The following is a 25859-nucleotide window of genomic DNA, read 5'->3' as shown; positions in this document are numbered from 1 at the left end:
ACATCTTCGAACCAGAAGAATGCGCAAACTACTTCAAATCATCCGGTTACGAACCAGACTGATCGAAAACCGCTCTATGCCACTGTCTCAGAAGCCGGCACCACCTCAGACCGTCATCGGCCGAAACCCAGGCCGTTTGTTCAGCGAAACCATCACCGTCAACATCGAAGAAGGTGGTTGTCGTTGCGGCGTTGAACGTCGTTAACTCGATCCCATCTGAATCAAGGTCAAGTACGAGTGGCGAACCTTCGGTTTCGGCGTCGCCAAATGCAGATTCAGGCGCGTTGATCCAGTCCGGTTTTGGCTGCGGGAGCGGCGGGGTCTGCACCTGTGCCGGCAGAATGTTGCCCGATCCGGGCGATTCGTAGTCGTTCGGGCCGTCCAAGACCGGCTGATTAAGGCCGGCGCGATCAAGCGCGGTATCAACCGCGGAGTTGCTGTTGCGCTCGGGTAGATATGTCCAATTCTCCTGGTCAATGTCGTCCATGGCATCGACGATCGCCTGCCAGTCAGTTGAAAGATCGCTACCGGTCTTGATTGTTTCCGACGGGTCGTTGGGCGGGTCATCCCAATCCTTGGTGCCTTGGACATAGGCGCCGTATTCGGACGTAATTTTCACGAATTTGCCGTCAACAAGCCAATTCGGGCCACTGCGCGCATAAAATCGATCACCGTTGCTGTCGGTATAGATAATATATTTGTGATAATAGGGAGTTCTGTCTGTCGATTCTACATCAAGTAATTTATAGTATAATTTTATAGTTTCCATTGATTTTCTCCTATTTAGATTCCATCTTGAGAGGAAAAGGCCATGAAATGTATAATTTCATTGTCTTTTCTGTAAATTACGACCCGGTATGATTTCCACAATGCCAGAGGACGCTCTGAACCCTCGAACGTGATGGTGCGCCTGCCATCTTCGCGGCGCGCGATAAACACATCATCGTATTCTTGGTCTGTTGCTGGTTTCCTGATGGGTTGTTTGTTTTTCACGACCTCGAAGCCACTATCTTCAAGCAGACGCACAACGCTCGCGAAATCGGGGCTGCATTCGTTGACGTAAGCGCCGACAGGTTCAGTCACATTGTACCCAGAGTTTTCTTTCCTAGAGCCGAGAGTGTCCGCGTTCCTGAATATTTCCAGGAATCTGGCGCCTTCTTCGGTTCTTGGCGGTTGCAATTCGTTGCGCCATTGACCGCCATCTGCGGCAACACAAGCAGTTGATGCGATGAAGGTGAGAACGCAAATGAACATGGTCAGCAACGCAGGAAGTTGGGCAACAGTATTTGATCGGTTTCTTTTCATAAGTATTTTCTAATTTTCTTGATCATCGCATTCCAATGCGATATAAACATCATTTAATATTGTTTTCAACTATAAATATTGCAAAATATAGAGTTCGACTATTAGTTGAATTCATGCGAATAGGGAGATAGGAGAAGAAGAGCGAATGCTTGCGTGGCATGCCAAAGCACAGACGCGGAAGCTGGCCTGGGCTGATTGCCTCCGCCGCGTTCGCCGCCCTGCGGCGGCCCGGCACCGGCGATTGGTATTCGCAGCTCTCTATCCTGACGGAACGCCCGCGACCGGTGCGCCGGCAAGTCTGTCCGCAACGAGGTCGCCGACGAAGCGGGCGAACGGCACGATGTTTTGTGCAGCGCTGGCCTGTTCAAGGGTGTCCATGTAAGCATCGCGCTGCTCGACCGGCACGACGGTCCAGGGATAGCCGGCGGACGCCAGCATGACGTTCATCAGGAACCGGCCCATGCGGCCGTTGCCGTCCATATAGGGGTGAATATAGACGAAGATGAAATGCCCCAGCACGATCCGGACGGCCGGGTTGTCTTCCCCCTCCAGCATCTCGAAAAACACCGGCATCGCATCGCGCACAGCGGCGGGCGGTGGCGGCACATGCATCGAGCGGCGGATATAGACATTGCCGCTGCGGTAGCCCGCCAGATCGGAAGCCTTGACCAGCCCGGCCGCAACGCTTGGCGCGAACAGTTCGCGATACCATGAGCCGTGATCGCGGTCGGCAACAGCGCTCGGATTTTCGTGGTTCAGGATCGCGCGTATGCTGTTCTTGACCTGTTCAAAGGCCTGGTAGTAGCCGCGCGCAGCCATCGCATCGCGGTGATCACAGTCTTCCTTCTCCGCGTCCGGGTTCCAGCCACCGCTGCGGACCCGCTCGATCAGCGCCGGGCTGACGCGGTAGCCTTCGATTGACAGCGAATGATAGGCGTCGGCCACATAGGCGTCGTCCACGCGTTTGAGATAGGCATCGATGTCGTTGGGCAGGCCGGGCACCGGCGGGAAGTTGTCGATGACGGCTTCACGCATCGTCTGCCACATCAGCCTGATCCGTCCGGCATGGGGTGAGATTTCCCGGCGGGGCAGCGCGATATCGAAGCGGTTTTCAAACGGGTCGGTTTCGCGGACCTTGTACCCGGCCGCGTTCATCGCGCCGATGATGTCATCGGCGATCCGGTCGCGCCCGATATTGCGAAACGCCCCGGCCAGCCGCCCGGCGATGACGCTGTGCCCGCCTTCGAGCAACTGCGCGAGGATATCGGAGGCGTCCGTGAACGACGCCAGGGCCGTTCTGGCGTCCGTCGCCTGCTGAACGAAATAGCCCGCCGATATGTGGGCCAGCGCAGCCGCAGGTGTGTAAACGCGCAGACCGTCCATGGTCATGATGTCGCCGGCGCCGGGCATAGTGGCGCGCATGTCGAAGATCGACGTGCCGTGAAGCAGGGCGGTTGGCTTGTTGCTGCCCTTTGGCGCGCGCACGAGCAGTTGCGGCGGCACTGTGAGATTGCCGGCATGGAGCGATAGTGATTGCTCCGGGCCGATGCACCAGTCATCGCCAAAACGCGCGTTGAGATAGGCCGCGCAAAAGCGCCAGAAAGACGCGTACCAAGCTGTTGTCTCGCCGCGATCTTCGTTCGGGCTAGCGGGAATATACCAGCCTTTCATCACGTCTTTGAGGAACCCGTTTTTGACCAGGCGCTCCCGATGCGTCCGCGACAGATCGGCGGTGCGGATCGCCACGACGCCGCGATCCTGAAGCGCCTTGAGGGCTTCAAGCGAGTCTGCGAGTTTTTCCTGCGGCGTTGCCATGAGTTCCTGCGTTCGGGTTTTGCGTTTCACACTTGTTAGGTTCTGGCGCTACATCGACATTCGGCTTTGATGTTGCGCCATCTTTAGGTTATTATGTTTTATCATTTTTAGGTTATTATGTCGAGAAGTTTGTGAAATGATCCTATGCCTGGGATGGGGATCGCTCTGTTGGACCCGCGCACATTGCCGGTCCAGGCAGGAGGCTGGGAAACGGACGGCCCGGCACTGCCGGTTGAATTCACCCGCGTGTCACGGGACAAGCGCGTGACGCTAGCCATTACGCCCGGCGCACCTGAAACGGCTGTCCTATGGACGCCGCTTCAGCTTGATCGGCTGGATAACGCGATCTCGGCGCTGGCGGATCGGGAGAATATCAAGCCCAACAACACCCAATATTCTGTCGGCTACTGGAGCGCACAACGCGCCTCGCACCATGATCAGGTCACGACCATCGGAAGCTGGGCCGCTGACCGCGGCATTGAGGCCGTGGTCTGGACAGCCCTTAAGCCCCGTTTCATGGATGAGAGCGGCCGGATTCCCAACGTCGAGCAGGTAATCCAGTGCCTCGACGGCCTAAAGGGGGAGGTGCGAACCACAGCAGAGCAGTATGTGAGACGCGCGCCCTTGCAGATATCGACACGCTATCGCACTGTAATTGAACAAAGACTCGGCTGGACGCACCAGGAACAACAGGCATGATATTTGGCACGATTTTGGCACAGTTGGCAGCGACAAACAGCGATATCGAGCGACACAGGGCGACACTAAGTTATTGAAATATAACGAAATCGCTTATCGTCCGGAGGCTTTCATTGCCCTCCGATTGCGCTTGTCACAGCAACAACGACGCCCAACGAAAGGAGCTGGAAAATGGCCCGATCCGTCCTTGCCGCCATTGCGGTCGCGAGCGCCGCGACCGTCGCGAACCCCGCCTGGGCCCAGGACGCCGAGGACAGCGGCACGGTGCAGAACGAGACCGGCCTGCAAAACGAAACGATGACCGAAGGCACGGACGGCACCGCCTCCCACGCGGCCCTGTTGATCACGGCGGGCGCCGAACTGGACGGTGCGCTTATCGCCATCGCCGACCGCACGTTCGACCGTCCCGACGAAGCGATCGCTCACACCGAGGACGCGCTCGAGCATGTCGAACAGCTCAGCAGCGCGCTTCAGGCGCTCGCCGGCGACGGCACGGGCGTCGACGAGACGACCTATTCCGAGGCCGTCGAACTGGTGGGCGAGATCTATCAGCTTCTCGAGACGCAGAAACAGGCCCTGATGGACGGCGACCGCGACACTTACGGCACCGCCAGGATCGCCATCTATCAGCGTGTCTCCGCGCTTCCGGACACGGTGTTCACCGGTCCCGAAGGGCAGCCGGACAATCTGCGCTGAGCAGGCCGCGTGAGGCGAGACGCAGGGACGGCAAGAAAACCGGCCGCGTCATGGCGGCCGGCCCGGGTCAGCGTCGTTCGTCGGTGCGCGGCTTGAGGTTCTTTTCGGCACGTGCCTCGTCGATCTCGTGACGCTCGACATTCGTTTTCACCTGCTTTTTCTCGTCGCGGCGCGTGCGCATATAGGACGCAACGGCGAGCAGGATTCCGATCGTGAGGGTTGTGATGGCAAGAATGAATATCCAGCTCGGTTCGGGCATGAGGTTCTCCTTTCGCTTACCTTCACAGCCCAATGATGCAGGCACCCCTCGGTTCCTCTTGCCGGCCTGCGCCGTTTCCGCCCACCCTGGAGGCGCCCGTGGCGACCAGCGCTGACACCGACGACGAGTTGCGCTCGCTGACGGCGGTGCTCGACAGGGCCATGCGCGAGGCCGATCGCGATCAGGTTGCCGTGGGCAACATCGTCGATGCGTTCGGCAGGGCGAGCTTCGTGCCGCTCATTCTCGTTCCGGCGCTGGCCGTCGTCACGCCCCTGAGCGGCATTCCCGCGTTTTCGAGCTTTTGCGGCATCACCATCTTCCTGATCGCCTCGCAATGGTTCGTCGGACGCGACCATGTGTGGCTGCCGCAATGGATCATGCGCCGTCATGTCAGCGGCAAGCGGCTTGCCGACGCGTTGGAGACGATGCGTCCATGGGCCGCCCGGCTCGACCGGTTCACGCGCGAGCGGCTGCGCTTCCTGTTCCATCGGCCGTTCCGCTTCGTGCCGCCGCTGGCCTGCGCGCTGTTCGGCCTGATGATGCCGTTTCTGGAGCTGGTGCCATTTTCATCCTCGCTGCTCGGTGCGGCCGTGGCGCTTCTTTCCTTTTCGATGCTGACCCGCGACGGTCTTTTCGCGCTCATCGCGACATTGCCCGTCGTCGCGGCGGTCTGGGCGATCGTCTCGTTCCTGCTGTAACGCGCCGCGTTGCGCCCGCATGCCGGAACCAACCGGTCGGGCGGCGTGTTTCACGCTCGACAGATCCGCCATCACGCACGCGAGGAACCCGCCATGTCCGACCCGGCAAAGATTCCGCCCCAGGAACAGGACACCATGCCCGCCGACGAGCATGTCATGACCCCTGCGCCGGACTACGAACCACGCTATCCCGGGGTGGGCAAGCTCGAGGGCAAGGTGGCGCTTGTCACCGGCGGCGACAGCGGCATCGGCCGCGCCGTATCGGTCCTGTTCGCGCGCGAGGGGGCCAAGGTCGCCATCGTCTATCTGAACGAGGATCGAGACGCCGAGGATACCAAGACGCGTATCGAGGCCGAAGGAAGCCAAGCGCTGCTGCTGAGGGGCGACGTCGCCGACAAGTCCTTCGCGATCAGGGCGGTCGAGAGCGCGGTGAAAGCGTTCGGCGGTCTCGACATTCTCGTCAACAACGCCGCACAGCAGTATTTCGTGACCGACCTTACCGAGATTTCCGAGCAACAGCTGCGCCGCACGATGGACGTGAACGTTCTGGGCTATTTCTTCATGACCCAGGCCGCGCTTCCGCACCTTGGCGAGGGCGATGCGATCATCAACACCGCCTCGGTGAACGCGTTCAAGGGCAACCCGGTGCTCGTCGACTACACCGCCACGCGCGGTGCCGTCACGGCCTTCACGCGCTCCATGGCCACCCAGCTTCTCGAGCGCGGCATCCGCGTCAACTGCGTTGCGCCCGGCCCGATCTGGACGCCCTTCATCCCCGGTTCGATGCCCGCCGACAAGGTCGAGGGGTTCGGCCAGAACGCGCCGATGGGCCGCCCCGGCCAGCCCTGGGAAGTGGCGACCAGCTATCTGTTCCTGGCATGCAGCGACGCCTCCTATTTCACCGGTCAGACCCTGCACCCCAATGGCGGCAAGATCGTCGGCTCGTAAGCCCGCGCGGCCGGCGCGGCCGGCGATCGAGGGCGCCCGCGCCCCGTGCCGGACAAGCATGGCCGATCTGACACCCGCCGCCGGGTCTATGCAGACGCCCGCCGGCAAGCGGGCATCGGCGTTGCCGCGTGACACCAGTGGATTGCGGACCTGGGAGTTGGGCCGGTAGGATGGCACCTTTGCGACGGCGCGAAGGGGCGGCGGCGCACCAACGAGAAGACGCGACAATGGCCAAGAACCGGGACGATTCCAGCACGCGCGCGGCCGACCCCGCAGCGGCGGCCGATGCGCCGGCCGGCCTGCCCACGGCTGCGGCGCTGGGCAGCGTGCCGGGCGTGCGCTTCGATCCCGGCGCCGCCGAACCGGTCAGGACCGTGTTCGTGCACGGCCTTCTGGCGTCCACCTCGATGTGGAAGTCGGTGGCGGGCGGCCCCCTGGCAGCGAGTTCGGCGGCCCTGCCCCTGCCCGGCCATTATCCCTGGTCGCTCGACCCCGACGATACCGACCGCGCTTTCCGGGATCTGACCTTTCTTCACCTATACCGAGACTGGATCGACGCGGTGGCCGACGGTCCGGTGCACATGGTCGCCCATTCGGCCGGTTCGCTGGCCGCGGTCAAGTTCGCCGTGCTCTATCCCGAACACGTCAAGCACCTGACATTGCTGGGCACCTTTGCCGACGGGGCGGCGGCGATTTCCGCCAGCCCGATGGCGCGCACCGTGGTGCTGCCCATCATCGGCGGTGCGGTCTTCCAGCGCCTTTATGCGCTGTGGCTGCAGTCGATAAGCTGGTTCGACGCGGGACTCGCCACGGTCACCGACAGCGACAATGCCGTCAGCCAGGGCGAGTTGTCACGGGTCGAACGCTCGATGCTGGCCGATCTCAGGCGCAGCGACCCCGAATCGCTGCGGCGCGTGGTGCTGTGGCTGCAACGCACATCGGTCGCCGACGATCTTCCGAAGGTCGCCATGCCGGCCACGGTCTTCCTGTCAAAGGACGATCCGGTGGTCAGCCTCGAAAAGCAGATGGCGGTGGTGCGCGCGCTTCCCAATGCCAGCGCGGTCATGGCCAATGTCGGCCACCTGCCGATGTTCGAGTCGCCCGAACTGTTCCGGCTCCTGCTCGACACGCGGCCCGGCGATTCACGCCGTTGACGGGTCATTCGGGCATGGGCATGCCGGGCTGCGCCGCGACCGGTGCGGCCGTTGTCCTATTGGGCGGGGCGTTGCTTCCAGGTGTCCTCGTCCGGCAACACGATGCTGGAACGGTCGCCCTCGGCGGCCGCCTCGTCGCCGCCGCGGCGCCGCGTGGCGATCAGCAGCCCGAGCAGGCCATAGCTGTAGAACAGCATGTCGATACCGACGAACAGGCCCAGCACCCAGAACGAGGCGCCGGGCAGGCCCGTCAACAGCAATTTGCCCAGCACAAGCGAGGCGACCCCGCCCGCCAGCATCCAGCCCCAGCCGTCCTGCGGGCGCAACCTGAAGGCAAAATACGATTTCAGCACCCCGCTGACGATCAGATAGGCGGTCAGCAGCGTTGCCAGCGCGACGATGCCGGCCGCCGGAAACAGCACCAGCAGCGCACCGGTGAACACGCTCAACAGGCCCATCAGCCCCATGCCGACGGATCGGCCGATGCCGCCGGCGCGAAAGGCGGCGAACGCCTGCGTGATGCCCAGCGCGATCAGCACCGCCGCAAAGGCGATATTGGCGGCAAATGTCGCGATGAACGGCATGAGGGTCGCCAGTGTCCCGGCAATGATGCCGGCCACCGCCGTGAACCAGAACAGTCCGCGATGGCGGCTGACGTCGACCGTCCGCTCCAGGGGATCGGTGCGCGCGCTGTCGTTCATGGTTCGGCTCCGTGGCAGTGTCAGGCTCCTTCGGTCAACGAGGGCACATGCGCGCGCGTTCCGCTGCATCGCGCAAAAGCGGAACCGGGCCCGCCGAGCACGGTTTGTTCAATGACGATGGCGGGATGGACGAGGAGGGAATGAATGTACGACACCGTGATCGACGAACTGGCGACCGCACCGAGCCAGGCCTGGCCGGTGCTGTTTCTCAGGCTGGGCGGCGCGGTGCTGCTGTGCGGGCTGATCGGTTTCGAGCGCGAGAGCCAGGACCGCCCCGCCGGCCTGCGCACGCACATGCTCGTCGGGCTGGCCGCCACCGTTTACTGCCTGCTCATGCTCGAACTGCTCGGCCGGGCGGCCGAGTACCCCGACCCGGTGCGCGTCGACCCTGTGCGCATCATCGAGGCCGTCACGAGCGGTGTCGCGTTCCTTGCGGCGGGCATGATCATATTCGCGCGCGGCAAGGTGCGCGGCCTGACCACCGGCGCCAGCCTGTGGCTGACCGCCTCGGTCGGCCTGGCATGCGGGCTCGGTCTGTGGCCGATCGCCGCCATCACCACGGCCCTGTCCCTGATGATCATGCGGATCGTGCGGATCGCCGAAACCAAGGCCGGTTTCAAGAAGCAGCACCAGCCGCATGACCGGCCCTAGACCACATGTTCGCCTGAGATAGGGCGAACATGTGGTCTAGGGCCCGGCAAAGAAGGCGGCATGTCCCGGGCGGACAGGCGCATTCAAATCGCGATCGTTGCCACCGAACCGCCATCGACGCGATAGTTGGCGCCGACCACGAAGCTGGCCCGCTCCGAGCACAGAAACGCGATGGTCGCGGCCACTTCTTCGGGCCGGCCGCGACGCTTGAGTTCGAGATGGGGACGGTCGTGTTCGAGAAAGGTGTCGATGGCCTCCTCGCGCGAGACATTGTCGTCCTGCGCCTTGGACTCCATCATGCTTTCGGTCATCGGGGTCTCGATGAAGGCCGGCGAGACCGCGTTGACCAGCACGTTGTCCTTGGCATAGACGCGCGACAGCCCCTTCGAGAAATTCAGCAGCGCGGCCTTGGCGACGTTGTAGACCGCCTCCTCCCAATAGGGCTGCATGGCGTTCTCGCTGGTGACCACGACGCAGCGTCCCCAGCCGCGTTGCGCCATGGAAGGCAGGAAGACGCGCGCGGTGCGCACCACCGACATGAAGTCGTTTTCCCAGGCTTCCCGCCAGTCGGCGTCGCGCAATTCGAGCGGGTGCCCCCTGGCGCCGGTGACGCCGGCGGCGCACACGACGATGTCGGGCATGCGAAAGCGCTCGCGCACGGTCTGCGCCAGCCCGTTCACCTGGTCGGCGACGCAAAGATCGGCCTGCAGGCCGTGGGCAGCCTTGCCCAGACCCTGCTGGGCCCGCGAGACCGAATCGCCGTCGCGATCGACGATGATGACTTCCGCACCCTCGTCGACAAACAGCCTGGCCGTGGCCTGACCGGTGCCCGAAGCGCCGCCGGTCACGAGCGCCATCTTGCCCTTTATGCCCAGTTCCATGGCGACTGCCTTTCGGTGTGTTGCGGTTGCACGTTATCACCGACGAACGCCCGGCCATGGTGCCGGTTCCGTGCCGCAGCGCGGTACTGGCGCCCATGCCCGCCGCCGGCGCCGGCCTGCTGGCGGTCTCACGGACCGGATGTCTGGAAACCTGCGCCCGACCCGGCACGCAACGTGGCGAGGCGAGACCCGTTCCGGCGCTCCATGGCGCAGCGGCGTTTTGGCGCGCCGGCTGTCCGCTCTGGCGGGGTGCCGGAACCGGATCATCCGCCGTTCCGGGGCGGCTCGGCCGGCCGCCCGGCGGCGTCGTCGAGGCGGAAGTCGCCGCGCAGGCGCGGCAGAGACTGGGGGTATTCGGCCTGAAGCCAGGCCAGCAGCTTCTCGCGGATCTCGCAGCGCATGTCCCAGGACTGCGGCGCGGTGCGCGAACTCATCAGCCCGCGCAGGGTCATGGTGTCCTTGTCCATGTCCGTCACCTGCAGGACGACCGCCTGGCCGTCCCAATAGGGCGAGTTCTCGACCAGTTCGGTCATCTTCTTGCGCACGCGGTCGACCGGCACGGTGTAGTCGACATACCAGTGCACCGCGCCCAGGATCGAGGCGGTCTCGCGCGTCCAGTTCTGGAACGGCTCCTCGATGAAGCAGCTCAACGGCACGACCATGCGCCGCCAGTCCCAGAGCCGAACGACCACATAGGTTGCGAAGATCTCCTCGATCCAGCCCCACTCGCCCTCGACGATGACGACGTCCTCGAGCCGGATCGGCTGCGTGATGGCGATCTGGATGCCGGCGATGAGATTGGCCAGCACCGGCCGCGCCGCAAGACCCAGGATCAGACCGGCCGCACCCGCCGAGGCGAAGAGGCTGAGGCCATAGCGCTGCACGCTTTCAAAGGTCAGAAGCACCGCCCCGAGGGTCGCGATGACGACGATGATGTTGATCGTGCGCCGCAGGACGCGAACCTGGGTGACGTGCTTGCGCGCGGCCAGATTGTCTTCCGCATCGATCCTGAACCGGCGCACCGAACGCTCGGCGAACCGGTCCGTGACGATGATGACGGTCCAGCCGACGAGCACGATCAGGACGATCAGCGCACCATGCTGGATGGTCTCGTTCCACGCATAGGGCAGGTCGACGCGCGGCATGACCAGCACCAGCGCCAGCAGCACGAACGCCAGGCGCATGGGCCTGCGCGCCTTGCGCACCACCGACGACCACGATCCGGTCCTGCCGTCGGCCCAGCGCAGTGCGGCCCGGAAGACGATCCCGTGCGCGATGAGCCCCGCGGCCATCGTCGCCAGCACGATGACCAGAGGTGTCGCCGCCGCCGGCAGGTCTTCAAGGGCCCTGCCGAGCCGGTCAAGCAACTGTTCGAGCCCGCTCATGCACGCTCACCGCGGCCCTACCAGAACCAGATGACGAAGCCTGCCATGCAAGCGATCAGGATCCCGGAGAGCAGCGTCCGGTCGAGCCAGATGGGCCGCTCCCACTGCGTGAACACCTGCTTGGTTTCGGCTCCCGACCAGACGAGTTCGTCGACGCCCTCCTTGGTCTTGCGCCTGGTCATGGCGCTGATGCCCAGATGCGTGACAATGCCCAGCACCATCATGATCGAGCTCATGATCGTGTAGTGGATGGTCGGCAGGCCCCAGCTGTCCCACAGGCCCGTCACCTCCTTGAAGATGAACAGCGGGATGCCGACCACCAGGCCCAGCAGGATTGTCCAGAACGCGGCATTGCCGTTCAGCCAGCCGACAAACAGGCCGAGAAGGTAGACGACCACGATCGGTGGAACGACATAGGAAAGCGAGGACTGGAAGTAGGAGAAAAGGCTCTCGAAATTGCTGATCAGGGGCGCCATGACCGCCCCGATCACCATGGCCAGTCCGGTGATCACGCGGCCGATCTTGACCAGCGTCTCGTCGCTCAGGTCCGGCTTGAAGGGCTTGACGAAGTCGATCGTCACCAGCGTGCCGGCCGAATTGAGCGCCGAGTCGAGCGAGGACATGATCGCCGCGATCAGCGCGGCCATGATGAGGCCGCGCGCCGATCGGCATCAGATCGAAGGCGAGCATCGGAAAGGCCAGGTCGGGCGTTTCCAGGTCCGGATAGAGTTTGAGCGCGATCAGCCCGGGCAGGATCAGCAGGAAGATGTTGGGCAGCTTGAGAAAACCGGCGAAGATCGCGCCAAGCTGGCCTTCCTTCAGATTCTTGGCGCCAAGCGCGCGCTGGACGACGAACTGGTTGATCGAGAAGTAGTAAAAGCCCAGCAGGATCACGCCCCAGATGCCCATCCAAGGCAGGAAGTCGCTGTCCGCCGGCAGCACGAGCTGGGTCATCTCGTCGGGCGTGTCGATGAACAGCTCCTCCCAGCCGCCGATCCGGTCGAGGCCGATCCAGAACAGCACGGCCGCCCCGACGATCAGCAGGATCGCCTGCACGGTATCGGTGACGACCACGGCCGACAGCCCGCCGAGCACGGTATAAAGCCCGGCGACCAGCGCCAGCACCGCGACCGCGGTCCAAAGGTTGAGAAATCCGAACACATTGGCGACCACGAGCCCACCGGCATAAAGCGCGCCGGCCGTGTCGATGAAGATGATCGCCAGGATGGTGAACACCGAAAAGGCGCGCCGGGCGCGCACGTCATAGCGGTACTCGAGGAATTCGGGCACCGTCGAGACCTTGGCGCGCAGATAGGACGGCAGGATGAAGATGGCGAAAAGGATCAGCACCAGCGCGCCGGTCCATTCCCAGTTGTAGATGGCAATGCCGTTCTCATAGGCGCCGCCAAGCGTGCCGACGAAGCTCGAGCCGGACATGTTGGAGGCGTACAGCGAAAAGCCGATCAGATACCACGGTATGGTACGACCGGCGAGGAAGTACTCGTCGGCGCCGCCCTTGAGCTTGCGCGAAACATACACACCGTGCGCGATGATGCCGATGAAGTAGACGACCACGATCGCGTAATCGATCCAGTGCAGATCGAACCTGGCTTCTTCCATTTTTGCCTCCGGTCTTCAGCGCGCCGATCTGGGCGCGGTGGCCCAACGCCGGGGGTTGCGCACCGTTCCGGGACGGTTCGCTTCGCGCACGAAAAAGGGGCCGTGAAGGCCCCCAATTCTGTTTGATTCTGCAAAGGCTTAGCCTTCCCAGCGTTCCATCGTGTCGAGCTCTTCCTCGGTGGCGTTCACATAGACGTTGAGGCCACCCCAGGTCCCGTCGCGACGGATGTCGACCTGGTCGAACGGCATGGCCACCGGCTTTTCGCCGATCCCAAGGAAACCGCCGACATCGACGACGGCATGGGTGATCTCGCCTTCCTCGGTGATCACCAGTTCGCCGACATCGCCAACCCAGTCATTGTTGGCGCCGTAGACGCGGGCCCCTTCGAGGTCCTCCGCCGTCAGGTCGGCAATGTTGACCGGATCGAGCGTATCGGGATCGGGCGCGGGGCCGCGATCGGCGACCTGCTCGTCCTGGGTGAGCGGTTCACCGTCGACCATGCCATCGGTCTCGTCCTGGGCCATCTGCTCGTCGGTCATGTCCTGTTCGGTCATGCCCTCATCGGTCAGATCGGCTGTCTGTTCACCGCCGGTCATCTCGCCTTCGCCGAGCGTGTCGCCCTGGGTCCGTGCGTAGGTGTCCTGGGTGGAAAGCTCGGCATAGTCGGTTTCCGTGCCCTCGGGACCGATGTCTTCGGCGGTGTAGGCGACCTCGTCTTCCAGAAGCTGGCGTCCGCCCGTGTAGACGGCGAAGAACTCGCCTTCATCGTCTTCGTCGGGCACAAAGCGCAGATCGTCCATCTCGATGCGGACGCGCTTCTCGTTCATGCCCAGAAAGCCGCCGGCATCGATGACCACCGCGGAGATGTCGCCTTCCGGCGTGATCAGGATGTCGCTGATGTCGGCGACGTTTTCCCAATCATTGGGCGCTTCGGAAAGCGGGGTCTCGAACATCGTCCGGTCGACTTCGCCCTCGGGCGTGTAGACCGTCCGGCCCATCAGGTTCGAAACCATCAGCGTCATGTCGCCGGCCTGGTATTGCGCACCCTGCACCTGTTCGGCGCTGGCCTGGTTTCCGGCCATGTGCTGTTCGGCCATGGCGGGCATGGTCATGACGGCGACGATTGCAGTTGTCGCGAGCAAGCGTTTCATTTGTTCTGTCTCCTTTGGCAAGTACCAATTGTCGGGCTCGCGGCCCGGCTGCCAATCAAACGGTGCGTATCGAGATTGGTTGCGTTTGAGCGTTCAAAAATAGTGCAGCTTTGCTGCGGAACCCGGCGGCCCGACGGGCCGTTTACTGTGCCTGCCCCGACGTGGGCCGCCCGTTCAGGCGATGGACTGGACGATGATTGCGCCGGTGTAGACGGCAAGGATGCCGGCACTCTCGAACCCGATTCCACCCGGGCCTTGCCGTTCCCGGTAGATCAGCCCGAGCAGCAGGATCGTGGTCATCACCAGGCCCGTCGCCAACCAGAAATAGTCGTCGCGGGTCAGCGCGTGATAGATCGAGCCGTCGCGGTACCCGGCGTCGGACAATGTCAGGAACAGCGTGTCGAAGGTGTTGCCGCCGATGATGCCGCCGACGGCCAGTTGCAAGGCGCCGCGCCGCACCGCAGCCAGCGTGGTGACGAGTTCGGGCAGCGAGGTCACGACCGCCGTCATCAAAGCGCCGACCAGCGAGGCGGAAAGCTCGAACCGGTCGACCAGTTCGCTTGCCACCTGGGCGATCGTCCACCCGGCCACGCCCATGAAGCTCAACAGCACGGCAAACCGCGTGAACAGCGGCAGATTGCCGCGCGTGTCCTGCTGTTCCTCGTCGGGCGTGTCCTCCTGGGTCTGGCGCGTGCCGACCGGCCGCCACATCGGTTCGTCGCGCACGCGCTTGGAGGCGACCACGCCGGCGAGATAGACCACCACCAGAACCACCGATGCCGGATGCACACCCAAAATGGTGACTTCCGGGCCGGCATAGGCAAGAACCGGGATCGCCAGCAGCAGCGCGAGCAGGGCGCCCTGGAACACATTGGCCAGTTCGGCTGCGGCGTGCTCGAGATTGGCGCGCCGGTAGATCAGGTCGGCGAGCGCAAGAAAGGCGGTCTGTGCCGCGATGCCGCCGACGCCATTGGAAAAGGCCAGCGAGGCACGCCCGTCCAGCGCCGCGGTCAGCGAAACCACGGTGCCCGAAAGCGACGTCGAAGCGCCCAGCAGCACGCCGCCGACCAGCGCTTCGCCAAGGCCGGTGCGGTCGGCGATGCGGTCGGCAAGGCCGGTCATCTGGACGCCGCACGTCAGGATGACCAGGCCGGCCACAGCGAATATCGCCAGCAATATGGGGAGCGAGAGTTCTGTGAATGCCATGGGAAGGTTCCGGGTGCCCTTACAATGCGTGCGGGCAAGAATCGTTCAAACGGAACGTAGCGTCCGCCCGCCGCGTTCGCACCACGTGTGTGTTGTACCACAAGGGACCGGTCGCCCCGACCGGAAGGTGGCGTGACGGGCAAGGGTCAGGCAAGCGTCACCTGGTCGGCCCGGCCGATGGTGGTCGGCCGGACGCTGGCCGCCCACAGCATCGTCTTCCTTGGAGCCGTTGCGCCGCCGGCCCTGGTGGCGCTTGCCGATGGCGCCCACGACATGGCCCTGGCGCTCGCGCCCTCCGTCGCGCTCGGCCTTGCCGGCCATGCCGCCCACCGCCGGGTGCCGGAGCCCGACGACGTTCGCAAGATCGAGGCTGTCGCCACGTTCGTGGCGCTGTTCGTGCTGGTCAGCCTGTCGGCGGCGCCCGCCTTCCTGGCACTGGGCATGCCCTTTACCGATGCGGTGTTCGAAAGCGTCTCCGGCGTCACCTCGACCGGGCTGACCGTCGCCGCCGAAACCGAGCAATGGCCGTTTGCCGGCCATTTCCTGCGCGCCTGGCTGCAATGGTCGGGAGCCTTTGCGATCGCTGTCGCCGGCGTCGCGCTGATCCTGGGACCGGGCGGCGCCTCGCATGAAATGGGCGAGATCGGCATCAACGGACGCGATCTGATCGCCTCGACCCGGTTGCAGGCGCGCCAATTGCTGATCGCCTATTGCCTGATCACGATCGTCGCGCTCGCCGTGCTGGTCCCGATCATGCCCACGCGCTGGGAAGGCGTTGTGCTGGCATTGACGGCCGTGTCGACCGGGGGGTTCACGCCGCGGGCCGACAGCCTGGCCAGCTATTCCACATCTGCGCAGAACGCCGTTCTGGCGTTTTGCGTGTCGACGACCATGTCGCTGTATTTCTACGTTCTCGCCCGCCAGAGCGGCGTGCGCCAGGCATTGCGCAAGGCCAATTGCGGCGCCGTGCTCAAGGCGCTCGCCACCGGCGCCGCGCTGGCCGCCGCCCTCAAATTCGCCGTCGACGACTGGCGCACCGACCAGGTCCTGGAGACCACGCTGAACTTCGTCAGCGGTTTCACCACTGCGGGCTTTTCCGTTGCACCCGTGGCCGAGGCCGATGCCGTGCTCGCGCTGATCCTTGTGGGCATGCTCATCGGCGGCGGCATCGGCTCGACGGCCGGCGGCATCAAGCTCGACCGGGCGCTGACGCTGGCGCGCATGGTCAGGCTCAGCCTTGTGCGCCTGCGCGCGCCGCGCCGTGCGGTGACCCGCCTGATGGCCAACGGGCGCAGGGTCGCCGCCGACCGCATCATTGCCGTGGGCGCGATCATCGTCCTTTACGTGCTGACCGGTTTTCTTGCCTGGGTGGCGTTTCTCGCCGCCGGCTCGCCGCCGCTGGGATCGCTGTTCGACATCGTCTCGGCCCTGTCGACGGTGGGTCTGTCGAGCGGCGTGACCGGCCCCGACCTTGCCGACCCGCTCAAGCTGGTTCTGATCGTCGCCATGCTCGCCGGGCGCCTGGAGTTCCTGGCCCTGATCGTCGTCATCCTGCCCTCCACTTGGACAAACACGCTTCCGCAAAGGAGATAGCCATGCGCACTGTCATCGTCGGCGCCTCGCGGTTCGGCACCGCGACGGCCCAGGAACTGATCGAGGACGGCCACGAGGTCGTCATCGTCGATTCCGACGCGCACAAGCTCGAAGAGCTCGCCGACCGGCTGGACTGCGGTTTCATCGAGGGCGACGGCACGCTGCCGAGCGTGCTGCGCGATGCATTTGGCGACCACGCGGACGCGCTCGTGCTGCTGACCAATGAGGACGATGTCAACATCCTGGCCGCCGTCGTCGGCCGGTCGATCGGCTTTGAGCGGGTGATCCCGCAGATCGTCCGCGCCGAACTGCTGGCGGTCTGCGACGAACTGGAGCTCAAGGACGTCATCACGCCGCATTCGACCGTGGCGCGCTCCATCGTGCAGGCACTCAAGGACCAGTCCGACACGTCCGTCGATCTGCGCCTGCACAAGGGCATTCGCGTCGTCGGCTACGCGATCACCGCCGACCGGGACGGCAAGACCGTCGGCGAACTGGACCTGCCGGGCGACAGCCGGGTCATCGCCCGCGCCCATGGCGAGGAGGAGACGCTGGTCGACGACGACACCGAACTGAAGGAAGGCGACCATTTGATCATCGCCGTCGCTGCCGATGCGCTCGAGGATGTCGAGGCCGTGCTGGCGCCGAAAAAGCGGTAGGCTTGGAACCTGCGTTCGCTTCGCCGCGTTGGCCGCTCAAAGCGACAACCATTTCCATCGGGGTCCCAGCAGCATGAAGTTTTCCCGCCGGGCAGTTCTCGCCCATATCGGAGCCGCCGGGCTGTCGGCGGCCCTGCCCGTTCGCTCGCCCGCCCAGAACGCCTATGCCGATCTCGAGGGCAGACCCTGGTTCTTCTTCAATGACGAGCAGGCCCGTTTCGTCGCCGCCATGGTCGATATCTTCATTCCCGAGGATGAATTCCCCTCGGCCAGCCAGGCCGGCGTGGTCGACTTCATCGACCTGCAGCTCGCCGGCCCCTATGGCCGCGGCGAAGGGCTCTACCTGCAGGGGCCGTTTCCCGAGAGCACGCTGCCGACCCAGGGATATCAGCTTCCCTATCCGCCCGCCGAGCTGGTCAGCCGCGGCATCGAGGAGGTCGAGGGCGGCCAGGACGGCATCCGGCTGGTCGACCGCGACCTCGCCGGGCGCGAGGCATTCGTCGGCGCCCTGTCTGGCACGCAACAAAGCCCGGTCGCCGGCGGCTTCTTCGACGAGATGCTCAAGCTGGCCAATTGGGGCTATTTCGCCGACCCGATCTATGACGGCAATCGCGACTATGCCGGCTGGCGCATGGTCGGATTCCCCGGCGCGCACGCCTACTATCTGAGCTTTGTCGACAAGCACAACGTGCCCTACCCGGTCGACCCCAAGGGCATTGCCCATGTGCCCGGCGAGGGCCCGGCCGAATTTCTCGAAACCAGATCAAGGGAGGGCTGAATGGCCGCGCGCACCCTGCCGAAGACCGATGTGGTCATCATCGGCGGCGGCTGGACCGGACTGGCCGCCGCCTACGAACTCGCCAATAACGGCCAGCGTTGCGTGGTGCTCGAACGCGGACGCTATCGCCACGATGCCACCTATTTCGCCGGCCCCGGAGAGCACGACGATCTCAAATACGCCCACCAGTACGAGCACATGATGGATGTCAGCACCCAGACGCTGACCTTCCGGAACACGCCCGAACAGACGGCCCTGCCCATGCGCCGGCTCGGCTCCTTCCTGCCCGGCCAGGGTCTCGGCGGCGCAGGCATCCACTGGAACGGCCAGAACTGGCGTCCGCTGCCGCAGGACCTTCAAATGCGCAGCTTCTATGTCGACCGATATGGCGAGCAGTTCCTGTCCGATGACGACATCACCGTCCAGGACTGGGGCGTGACCTATGAAGAGCTCGAGCCGCATCTGGACTTCTTCGAAAGGGTGGCCGGCATCGGTGGCGCGGCCGGCAATGTCGGCGGCGAGATCCGTGAGGGCGGCAACCCGTTCGAAGGACCGCGCTCGCGGGACTATCCGAACCCGCCGATGAAGCAGCCGATCGCTACGACCCTGTTCGCCCAGGGCGCCGCGCAACTCGGCTACAACCCGTTTCCGATTCCCTCGGCGAACCTGACCGCGGCCTATGAGAATCCCTATGGCGCGCAATTGCACCCTTGCACCTATTGCGGCTTCTGCGAGCGCTTCGGCTGCGGCTATTACGCCAAGGCCGATCCGATCATCTGCATCTACGACCGGCTTGTCGGCCACGACAATTTCGAGATCCGCTTCAACGCCTATGTGATGCGGGTGGACAAGTCCAGCGACGGCAAGACCGCCACCGGCGTGACCTATGTCGACGAGGACGGTCAGGAGGTCTTCCAGCCCGCCGATATCGTGTGCATGTGCGCCTATTCGCTGTGGAACGTGCACCTCATGCTCGTATCCGGGCTGGGCGAGCCGTACGATTTCCGCAACCGCACCGGCACCGTCGGGCGCAACTACGCCTATCAGACGCTCGCGGCGGCGACGGTGTTCTTCGAAAAGGACATCCTGACCAATCCGTTCATGGGCGCCGGCGCGCTCGGAATGGCGATCGACGATTTCAACACCGGCAATTTCGACCAGGGCGACCTTGGCTTTGTCGGCGGCGGCTATATCGGCTCGACCCAGACCAATGGCCGGCCGATCGCCTATCAGCCGACCCCGGCCGGCACCCCCGGCTTCGGCCTGGAATGGAAGCGCGCCGTGCGCGACAACTACAACCATTCGGGCGGCGTGCTGCTGCACGGCTCGTCGGTCGCCTCGCCGTCGAACTTCCTCGACCTCGATCCGACCTACACCGACGTCTTCGGTCGGCCGCTGCTGCGAATGACGTTCGACTTTCCCGAAAACGACCGCCGCATGGCCGCCTACGGGCTCGAGCGTGTCGTCGAGATCGTGGAGGCGATGGACAGCGTTGTCAGCTACGCGACCGTCAACCGTGCCGGGCCCGAACAGAACTACTCCGTCGTGCCCTACCAGACCACGCACAACACCGGCGGCGCGGTGATCGGCACCGATCCCGGCACCAGCGTTGTCAACCGCTACGGACAGATGTGGGACTACCACAACGTGTTCGTGTTCGGTGCATGCCTGTTCCCGCAGAACCTCGGCTACAACCCGACAGGACCGCTCATGGGGCTCGCCTACTGGACGCTCGAGCACATGAAGAACGCCTACATCCCGAACCCGCGTCCGCTGATGGACGCGTAAGGAGCCGATCATGACGATCCTGATCCGGACACTCATCGCCACCGCCGCCAGCGCCGCGATCGGCCTGGTCGTGGTCGCCGAGGCCCAGAACTTTCAGGACGCACCGAGCGTTCAATCGCTTGAGGCGCGGCTTGACAACGATGCGCGCCTGTTCGGCGCGGCCGTCGATGTCGAGGTCGACGACGACCTTCTGGAGGCCGGCCGGCTCGTCGCCATGGGCGGGGCGGAAAACGGCGGCTCGGGCATGGCCTGCATCACCTGCCACGGAGCGCAGGGCGAAGGCGACGGCTCGGGCGCCTTTCCGCGCCTGACGAGCCTGCCGGCCTGGTACATGTACAAGCAGTTGATCGACTATGCCTCCGGCGACCGGCCCAATCGCGTCATGAGCCGCATTGCCAGCCGGCTCACCGAATACGAAATGGAGGCGGTCAGCGCCTATTACTCGGTTCTGCGCTCGCCCCGGGAGCCCGTCATCGGCGAGGTCGATGGCGAGCTGCTGCAATGGGGCGCCCAGCTCGGCGCGGTGGGATCGGCCGAACGGGGCATTCCTGCCTGCGTGAACTGCCATGGACCCAATGGCAGCGGTCTGGCCCCGTCCGTGCCCTATCTGGCCGGCCAGTACGCCCGTTACATGGAGTATCAGCTCCAGCTCTGGAAGGAGGGCGTGCGCGACAATGATCCTCTTAACGTCATGTCCACGATCGCGCAGAAGATGACCGAATACGACATGCGCGCCGTCAGCGAATACTACGCCCGTGTGCGCGCCGAGCGCATTCAGGATGATGGCGTGGCCGTCGTCCCGGAGTGATCCGCCGTGAGCGCCTCTGCCCGCGATACGCCAGGGCACGGCCGCCGGTCGCTCCGGCTTTGGGCCGTCATCGTCCCGGCCGCGCTCGCCATTGCGGCAGTGGTCTCGCTGTGGGCTCTGACCGATCCGGACGATGACCCGCTGCGGCCGCTGCTCGAGCCGGCCTACGACAGGGTTGCGGACTGGATCGTCCGGTCCTGGCCGGTCACGCCGACGCAGACCAATTGGGAAGCCCAGAGCATGGACATACGCGGTGCCGATCCCGAAATCGGCCGCCAGACGATCGTGGTCAGCGGCTGCGGGTCGTGTCACACCATCCCCGGCGTGGCCAACGCAAACGGCAGTGTCGGGCCGAACCTGACCGATTTCGCCGAACGCGCCTATGTCGCCGGCATCCTGCCCAACCGCCCCGGCGACCTCACGCGCTGGCTCGTCAATCCGCCGGCCATCGCGCCCGATACCGCCATGCCCGATCTCGGCCTGAACGAGACCCAGGCCCGTCACATCGCCGCCTATCTGTACACGCTCGGTGACGTGCGATGAATGCCGAGCTTGGCGAATTCGGCGCGCAATCGGCGCTGCGCGCCTTTGGCCCGAATGCCGAGGCCGCGCTCCTGCTGACCGTTGTCATGAGCGTTGCCGGCATCGTCATCCTGGCCATCGTGATGGGGCTCGTCTGGCTTGCCGTCCGCCGCACCGGACGGCCCCGAAGCTGGTGGATCTGGGCCGGCGGCATCGTTTGGCCGCTGGCGACGATCCTGGTTCTGTTCGTCTTTTCCACGATCACCCTGCGCGCCATAGCCCGCACCGACGACACCGCGTTCGTCATCGAGGTGACCGGTCATCAGTACTGGTGGGATGTCGTCTACGATCCGGACGGGCGCGCGATCCGCGACGCCAACGAGATCTGGGTACCCGTTGGCGAGCCGGTGACGTTTCGGCTGGTCACCGACGACGTCATCCATTCGTTCTGGGTTCCGTCGCTGGCCGGCAAGATGGACATGATCCCCGGCCGGACCAACGCCTTCACCATGGTGGCTTCCGAGCCGGGCCGCTATCGCGGACAGTGCGCCGAATTCTGCGGCCTTTCCCATCCGCAGATGGCATTCGAGGTGGTTGCCGTGCCGCCGGACCGGTTCGCCGCGTTTCTCGATGAACTGCAGGGCGAGGCGCGCGATGCCGCCCGGCCCGAACTGCTTGCGGGCAAACAGGTCTTCCTGGAGGCCGGCTGCGCCGCCTGCCATCAGATCCGCGGCGTCGCCGAGGGCGCCATGGTCGGCCCCGACCTCACGCGGGTCGGCGGCCGGGCGGCGCTCGGCGCCGGCATGTGGCGCATGAACAAGGGCAATCTGGCCGGATGGATCGCCGATGTCGGCGACATGAAGCCCGGCGCGCAGATGCCCAACTACAACCATCTCAGCGGGCCGGATCTGCGCGCCCTCGCCGCCTATCTGGAGAGCCTGACATGAGTGCGACCGCCGAGCACCAGACCTATACCGGCGCGCTCAAGGGCGAACCGAACAAGAGCTTCGAGGAAATCTGGGCCCAGCCCCGGGGCATCCGCTCGCTGACCTCGGTGTCGCACCGGGTCGTGGGCAAGCGCTTCATCGTCACCGGGTTCATCTTCTTCCTGATCGCCGGGCTGCTGGCGCTCGGCGTGCGCACGCAGCTCATCGTGCCGGGCAACACCTTCCTCGACCTTCAGACCTACAACCAGTTCTTCACGATGCACGGAACATTGATGATGTTCCTGTTCGCGATTCCCATACTGGAAGGCTTCGGCGTCTACTTCCTGCCCCTGATGCTGGGCGCGCGCGACCTGATCTTCCCGCGCCTGGGAGCGTTCGGCTATTTCTGCTACCTGTTCGGCGGCATCATCGTGTTGTCGTCCTTTCTGTTCGATGCGGCGCCCGAGAGCGGCTGGTTCATGTATACCCCGCTCACGACAAAGGAGTACACGCCGGGCCTGTCCGCCGATTTCTGGCTGATCGGCATCACCTTTGCCGAGATCGCCTCGGTGACGGCGGCGGTCGAACTGATCGCCGCGATCCTGTGCGCCCGCGCGCCGGGCATGAGCCTGACGAAGATGCCGATCTTCGGCTGGTACATACTGATCACCGCCTTTATGATCGCGATCGGCTTTCCGCCGCTGATCATCGGCTCGGTCCTGCTGGAATCGCAAAGACTGCTCGGACTGCCGTTCTTCGACGCCGCATTCGGCGGCGACCCCCTGCTCTGGCAGCACCTGTTCTGGATCTTCGGCCATCCCGAGGTCTACATCATCTTCCTGCCCGCTGCGGGGTTCGTGTCGACCATGCTGCCGACATTCGTCGGCAAGCCGATCTTCGGCTACGGCTTCCTCGTGGCGGCGATCGTCACCATGGGTTTCATCAGCTTCGGGCTGTGGGCCCACCACATGTACGCCACCGGCATCTCGCCGGTCTCGCTGTCGCTGTTCTCGGCGGCCTCGACCATGGTGGCGATTCCGACGGGAATCCAGATTTTCTGCTTCATCGCGACCCTCGCCCAGGGCCGGCCCCGGTTCACCACGCCGATGCTGTTCGTCTTCGGCTTCCTGTTCATCTTCGTTTTGGGCGGGCTGACCGGAGTGATGCTCGCGTCCGTGCCGTTCAACTTCCAGGTCCACGACACCTATTTCGTCGTCGCCCACCTGCACTACGTGCTGATCGGCGGCATGGTGTTCCCGCTGTTTGGCGCCTTCTATTACTGGGTTCCCCACTTCACCGGCCGCATGATGTCCGAGACGCTCGGCAAATGGGTGTTCTGGCTGATGTTCATCGGTTTCAACACCACCTTCTTCCTCATGCACGTGACCGGATTGCGCGGCATGCCGCGACGCGTTGCGACCTATCCCGAAGACATCGGCTGGGACCGGCTGAACATGCTCTCCTCGATCGGCTCATACATCCTTGCCGCGGGCATCGCACTGTTCGTGATCGACTTCTTCCGCCACTTGCGCTCCGGTGAGCCCGCCGGCCGCAATCCGTGGGGCGCCGGCACCATGGAGTGGTTCTATCCGACGGTTGCCCCGGGCTACAATTTCCGCGCCATCCCACCCGTGCGCAGCCGCGAGCCGCTATGGGATCAACCCGAACTGAACGAGGATCCGGCCGCGGTCGGCGGCGTGCTGCGCGCCTATCCCGACCACCGCCGGGAGACCGTCGGCTGCGATCCGCTGTCGGGCGAGCCGCTTCACATCGCCCGCCTGCCGCATCCGACCTGGGTGCCCCTGTTCACCGCGTTCGCCATCGCGGTCATGTTCGGCTCGCTTCTGGTCAGCGCCTACTGGGTCACCGCCGGCGCCTTCGTGGCCATGATGGCCGGCTTCACCGCCTGGGCATGGGAGCCCTCCGACAGCGGCGTGACGCGCGATGCCGGGCTCGGCTATCGCCTTCCGGTCGACAAGGCCGACCGCCGCAGCCACACCTATATCGCCGTCATCGGCACGCTGTTGATCCTTGGCGCGCTCTACTTCTCGCTGGTGTTCGGGGTGCTCTATCTTTGGAACACCTTCCCCGACTTCGCCGCCCGGATTGCCAGGCCCGACCCGCTGATGGCCGGCGGCGCGATCGCGGCCGCGGTCCTGATGGCGGTCGGCGCCATGGCGGCAAAATGGCTGTCGATGCGCGACCGCTTCCTCACTGCCGCGCTGACGGGCGTGGTCACCGCCGCGCTGGGTGCGGCCACCGCCGGGCTGCTCTATCTGGCCATCGCCGACATCGACCGCAATGCGACCGCTCTGGGTGCAACGGCCTGGGCCATCGTCGCCTATGTCGGCGTGCTCATGTTCATTGCCATCTGGTGGGCGCTGTTCAACGCGCTGCGCAAACTCACGGGCCGCACCCGCCCCGGCCAGCACGTCGCCGATTTCAACTTCTCGCCGTTCGCAAAGGGCGTCGCGCTGTTTGCCGCCACGACCGGCGCATTGCTGCTCGCCGCCCAGGGAGCCCTGCCATGACCACTCGCAAGAACCAGGCCATCGCCCTGGCCGCGCCGATCACCATCTGGGCCGTTCACTTCATCGCGCTTTACGGGCTGATCTCGGCGAGTTGCGGCCCCCGCATGCTGATGCCCATCGCCGTCATGCAGATGACGACCTTCATCGTCACGGTCGTCGCGCTCATCGGCGCGGGCCTGCCGCTGATCCGCGTTCCCGTCCGCCATCAAGGCGACGATCTGGCGACCGCGATCCGCGTCTGCGCGCTGATCTCGGTCATCGCCATCATCGCCAACGCCCTGTCCTTTCCGTTCTTCTCAAGCTGCGGAGGATGACATGTTCACCCCCGATCCGGACTACGTACCCTTTTGCGGCATGCCGCCCTTGCCCGCCGAACTGATGGCACGCTGGACGCTCGATCCGGCGCTGCTTGCCGGGCTGGCGCTGGCCCTTGCCCTGGGCCTGTGGCGCGTGCCCGCTGGCGGCGGTGCCCGGGCGTCCTTCATCTCGGGCTGGGGCCTGACCGCGATCGCGTTCGTGTCTCCGATCTGCGCGCTGTCCATGGCCCTGTTTTCCGCCCGCGTCGGCCAGCATCTGCTGCTGACGCTCGTCGCCGCGCCCCTGATTGCCCATGCGCTCGACGGCCGGCGCGTCCCGCCGATGGGGGGGGCGATCGTCTTTTCGGGCTTCTTCTGGTTCTGGCACCTGCCGACACCCTATCAGACCACGCTGCAGAGCGATGCGATCTACTGGGCCATGCATCTGACGCTTCTCGGCTCGGCCATCGTGTTCTGGTCGGCCCTGTTCGGGCGCATGGACCGCCAACCGATAAGCGGCTTTCTCTCGGCCATCCTTGTCGGCGCCCAGATGTCGGCCCTGTCGGCCATTCTGGTGTTCTCGACCGGGCTGTGGCACGACTGGCACCGCGCCGTGACCGCGCCCTATGGCCTGAGCGCCATGGCCGACCAGGCGCTTGCCGGCGGGCTGATGTGGGTGTTCGGCTCGCTGCTCTTTGTCGGCGCCATCGGCCTGATGGTCGTCCGGCTCGTCGCACGCGCCGAAAGCAGGGCCGGCATCGGCCACGCCACCTCGCCGCGATAGAGAG

General features: G+C 64.7%; 27 protein-coding genes. 17 read left to right on the top strand and 10 right to left on the bottom strand.

Annotation, left to right across the window (positions count from 1 at the left end; translation table 11 throughout):
* Positions 1 to 46 precede the first annotated feature (46 nt).
* The 3 genes from RBB34_RS09020 to RBB34_RS09010 form a co-directional block, all read right to left on the bottom strand.
* Positions 47 to 769 carry a hypothetical protein gene (locus tag RBB34_RS09020; RefSeq protein ID WP_306118877.1) on the bottom strand — a complete coding sequence of 241 codons (723 nt, stop codon included), beginning with the start codon at positions 767 to 769 and terminating at the stop codon, positions 47 to 49.
* 14 nt (positions 770 to 783) lie between these two features.
* Positions 784 to 1305 (bottom strand): hypothetical protein, encoded by a 522-nt coding sequence (locus RBB34_RS09015; RefSeq protein ID WP_306118876.1) that lies wholly within the window; start codon positions 1303 to 1305, stop codon positions 784 to 786.
* 258 nt (positions 1306 to 1563) lie between these two features.
* Positions 1564 to 3120, bottom strand: coding sequence for a Fic family protein (locus tag RBB34_RS09010; protein WP_306118875.1), 1557 nt, complete (start codon positions 3118 to 3120; stop codon positions 1564 to 1566).
* 168 nt (positions 3121 to 3288) lie between these two features.
* Here RBB34_RS09010 and RBB34_RS09005 point away from each other — a divergent pair, with 168 nt between their 5' ends.
* Both RBB34_RS09005 and RBB34_RS09000 read left to right on the top strand, forming a co-directional pair.
* Positions 3289 to 3819: a hypothetical protein gene (locus RBB34_RS09005; RefSeq protein WP_306118874.1), complete on the top strand. Its 531-nt coding sequence runs from the start codon at positions 3289 to 3291 to the stop codon at positions 3817 to 3819.
* A 171-nt stretch (positions 3820 to 3990) separates the two neighbouring features.
* Positions 3991 to 4515: a hypothetical protein gene (locus RBB34_RS09000; RefSeq protein ID WP_306118873.1), complete on the top strand. Its 525-nt coding sequence runs from the start codon at positions 3991 to 3993 to the stop codon at positions 4513 to 4515.
* 67 nt (positions 4516 to 4582) lie between these two features.
* Here RBB34_RS09000 and RBB34_RS08995 read toward each other — a convergent pair whose 3' ends face one another.
* Entirely contained in the window at positions 4583 to 4774 is a 192-nt protein-coding gene (locus RBB34_RS08995; protein ID WP_306118872.1) for a hypothetical protein, read from the bottom strand.
* A 98-nt stretch (positions 4775 to 4872) separates the two neighbouring features.
* Between RBB34_RS08995 and RBB34_RS08990 the strand changes: the two genes are divergently transcribed.
* From RBB34_RS08990 to RBB34_RS08980, 3 genes are all read left to right on the top strand, one after another.
* Positions 4873 to 5472, top strand: a complete 600-nt coding sequence (locus RBB34_RS08990) for an exopolysaccharide biosynthesis protein (protein WP_306118871.1) — start codon at positions 4873 to 4875, stop codon at positions 5470 to 5472.
* A gap of 93 nt (positions 5473 to 5565) precedes the next feature.
* Complete coding sequence (locus RBB34_RS08985) at positions 5566 to 6420, top strand: SDR family oxidoreductase (RefSeq protein WP_306118870.1); 855 nt, start codon at positions 5566 to 5568, stop codon at positions 6418 to 6420.
* 227 nt (positions 6421 to 6647) lie between these two features.
* Positions 6648 to 7574: an alpha/beta hydrolase gene (locus RBB34_RS08980; RefSeq protein WP_306118869.1), complete on the top strand. Its 927-nt coding sequence runs from the start codon at positions 6648 to 6650 to the stop codon at positions 7572 to 7574.
* Positions 7575 to 7630: 56 nt separating this feature from the next.
* Here the strand turns inward: RBB34_RS08980 and RBB34_RS08975 are convergent, their stop codons facing one another.
* Entirely contained in the window at positions 7631 to 8275 is a 645-nt protein-coding gene (locus RBB34_RS08975) for an HdeD family acid-resistance protein (protein ID WP_306118868.1), read from the bottom strand.
* A 144-nt stretch (positions 8276 to 8419) separates the two neighbouring features.
* Between RBB34_RS08975 and RBB34_RS08970 the strand changes: the two genes are divergently transcribed.
* The gene (locus RBB34_RS08970; RefSeq protein WP_306118867.1) at positions 8420 to 8926 is read left to right on the top strand and encodes an MgtC/SapB family protein; all 507 of its coding nucleotides are present in this window, start codon (positions 8420 to 8422) and stop codon (positions 8924 to 8926) included.
* An 83-nt stretch (positions 8927 to 9009) separates the two neighbouring features.
* Here RBB34_RS08970 and RBB34_RS08965 read toward each other — a convergent pair whose 3' ends face one another.
* The 3 genes from RBB34_RS08965 to RBB34_RS08955 all read right to left on the bottom strand — a co-directional run bounded on the left by RBB34_RS08965 (position 9010) and on the right by RBB34_RS08955 (position 11839).
* Entirely contained in the window at positions 9010 to 9807 is a 798-nt protein-coding gene (locus RBB34_RS08965) for an SDR family oxidoreductase (RefSeq protein WP_306118866.1), read from the bottom strand.
* A 263-nt stretch (positions 9808 to 10070) separates the two neighbouring features.
* On the bottom strand, positions 10071 to 11192 hold the full coding sequence (locus RBB34_RS08960; RefSeq protein ID WP_306118865.1) for a mechanosensitive ion channel family protein: 1122 nt from the start codon (positions 11190 to 11192) through the stop codon (positions 10071 to 10073).
* A gap of 17 nt (positions 11193 to 11209) precedes the next feature.
* Positions 11210 to 11839, bottom strand: a complete 630-nt coding sequence (locus RBB34_RS08955) for a hypothetical protein (protein ID WP_306118864.1) — start codon at positions 11837 to 11839, stop codon at positions 11210 to 11212.
* On the opposite strand from RBB34_RS08955, the gene RBB34_RS08950 reads away from it, so the two are divergent.
* Positions 11814 to 12938, top strand: a complete 1125-nt coding sequence (locus RBB34_RS08950) for a hypothetical protein (RefSeq protein WP_306118863.1) — start codon at positions 11814 to 11816, stop codon at positions 12936 to 12938. The two genes, RBB34_RS08955 and RBB34_RS08950, sit on opposite strands and share 26 nt — an antisense overlap.
* 12 nt (positions 12939 to 12950) lie before the next feature.
* Here the strand turns inward: RBB34_RS08950 and RBB34_RS08945 are convergent, their stop codons facing one another.
* Positions 12951 to 13964 (bottom strand): PRC-barrel domain-containing protein, encoded by a 1014-nt coding sequence (locus tag RBB34_RS08945; RefSeq protein ID WP_306118862.1) that lies wholly within the window; start codon positions 13962 to 13964, stop codon positions 12951 to 12953.
* A gap of 174 nt (positions 13965 to 14138) precedes the next feature.
* Positions 14139 to 15170: a sodium:calcium antiporter gene (locus RBB34_RS08940; RefSeq protein WP_306118861.1), complete on the bottom strand. Its 1032-nt coding sequence runs from the start codon at positions 15168 to 15170 to the stop codon at positions 14139 to 14141.
* 132 nt (positions 15171 to 15302) lie between these two features.
* Between RBB34_RS08940 and RBB34_RS08935 the strand changes: the two genes are divergently transcribed.
* From RBB34_RS08935 to RBB34_RS08890, 10 genes are all read left to right on the top strand, one after another.
* Complete coding sequence (locus RBB34_RS08935) at positions 15303 to 16763, top strand: potassium transporter TrkG (protein ID WP_306118860.1); 1461 nt, start codon at positions 15303 to 15305, stop codon at positions 16761 to 16763.
* 2 nt (positions 16764 to 16765) lie between these two features.
* On the top strand, positions 16766 to 17422 hold the full coding sequence (locus RBB34_RS08930; RefSeq protein WP_306118859.1) for a TrkA family potassium uptake protein: 657 nt from the start codon (positions 16766 to 16768) through the stop codon (positions 17420 to 17422).
* Between the two features lie 73 nt (positions 17423 to 17495).
* Positions 17496 to 18200 (top strand): gluconate 2-dehydrogenase subunit 3 family protein, encoded by a 705-nt coding sequence (locus RBB34_RS08925; RefSeq protein ID WP_306118858.1) that lies wholly within the window; start codon positions 17496 to 17498, stop codon positions 18198 to 18200.
* Positions 18201 to 19988: a GMC family oxidoreductase gene (locus RBB34_RS08920; protein WP_306118857.1), complete on the top strand. Its 1788-nt coding sequence runs from the start codon at positions 18201 to 18203 to the stop codon at positions 19986 to 19988.
* 10 nt (positions 19989 to 19998) lie between these two features.
* Positions 19999 to 20796, top strand: a complete 798-nt coding sequence (locus tag RBB34_RS08915; RefSeq protein WP_306118856.1) for a c-type cytochrome — start codon at positions 19999 to 20001, stop codon at positions 20794 to 20796.
* Positions 20797 to 20802: 6 nt separating this feature from the next.
* On the top strand, positions 20803 to 21339 hold the full coding sequence (locus RBB34_RS08910; protein ID WP_306118855.1) for a c-type cytochrome: 537 nt from the start codon (positions 20803 to 20805) through the stop codon (positions 21337 to 21339).
* Positions 21336 to 22265: a cytochrome c oxidase subunit II gene (coxB, locus tag RBB34_RS08905; protein WP_306118854.1), complete on the top strand. Its 930-nt coding sequence runs from the start codon at positions 21336 to 21338 to the stop codon at positions 22263 to 22265. Before RBB34_RS08910 ends, coxB begins: the two co-directional genes overlap by 4 nt.
* On the top strand, positions 22262 to 24775 hold the full coding sequence (gene ctaD / locus RBB34_RS08900) for a cytochrome c oxidase subunit I (RefSeq protein ID WP_306118853.1): 2514 nt from the start codon (positions 22262 to 22264) through the stop codon (positions 24773 to 24775). The genes coxB and ctaD overlap by 4 nt, the downstream gene beginning before the upstream one ends.
* Entirely contained in the window at positions 24772 to 25089 is a 318-nt protein-coding gene (locus RBB34_RS08895) for a hypothetical protein (RefSeq protein WP_306118852.1), read from the top strand. The genes ctaD and RBB34_RS08895 overlap by 4 nt, the downstream gene beginning before the upstream one ends.
* Position 25090: 1 nt before the next feature.
* Positions 25091 to 25855: a cytochrome c oxidase assembly protein gene (locus tag RBB34_RS08890; protein WP_306118851.1), complete on the top strand. Its 765-nt coding sequence runs from the start codon at positions 25091 to 25093 to the stop codon at positions 25853 to 25855.
* The last annotated feature ends 4 nt before the right edge of the window (positions 25856 to 25859 follow it).

The sequence above is a fragment of the Roseitalea sp. MMSF_3546 genome, from assembly GCF_030732865.1.
In the GTDB taxonomy this organism is placed as follows: Bacteria; Pseudomonadota; Alphaproteobacteria; order Rhizobiales; family Rhizobiaceae; genus Roseitalea.
Note: the sequence above shows the minus strand (reverse complement) of the source record. Positions and strands in the feature narration are given on the sequence as shown.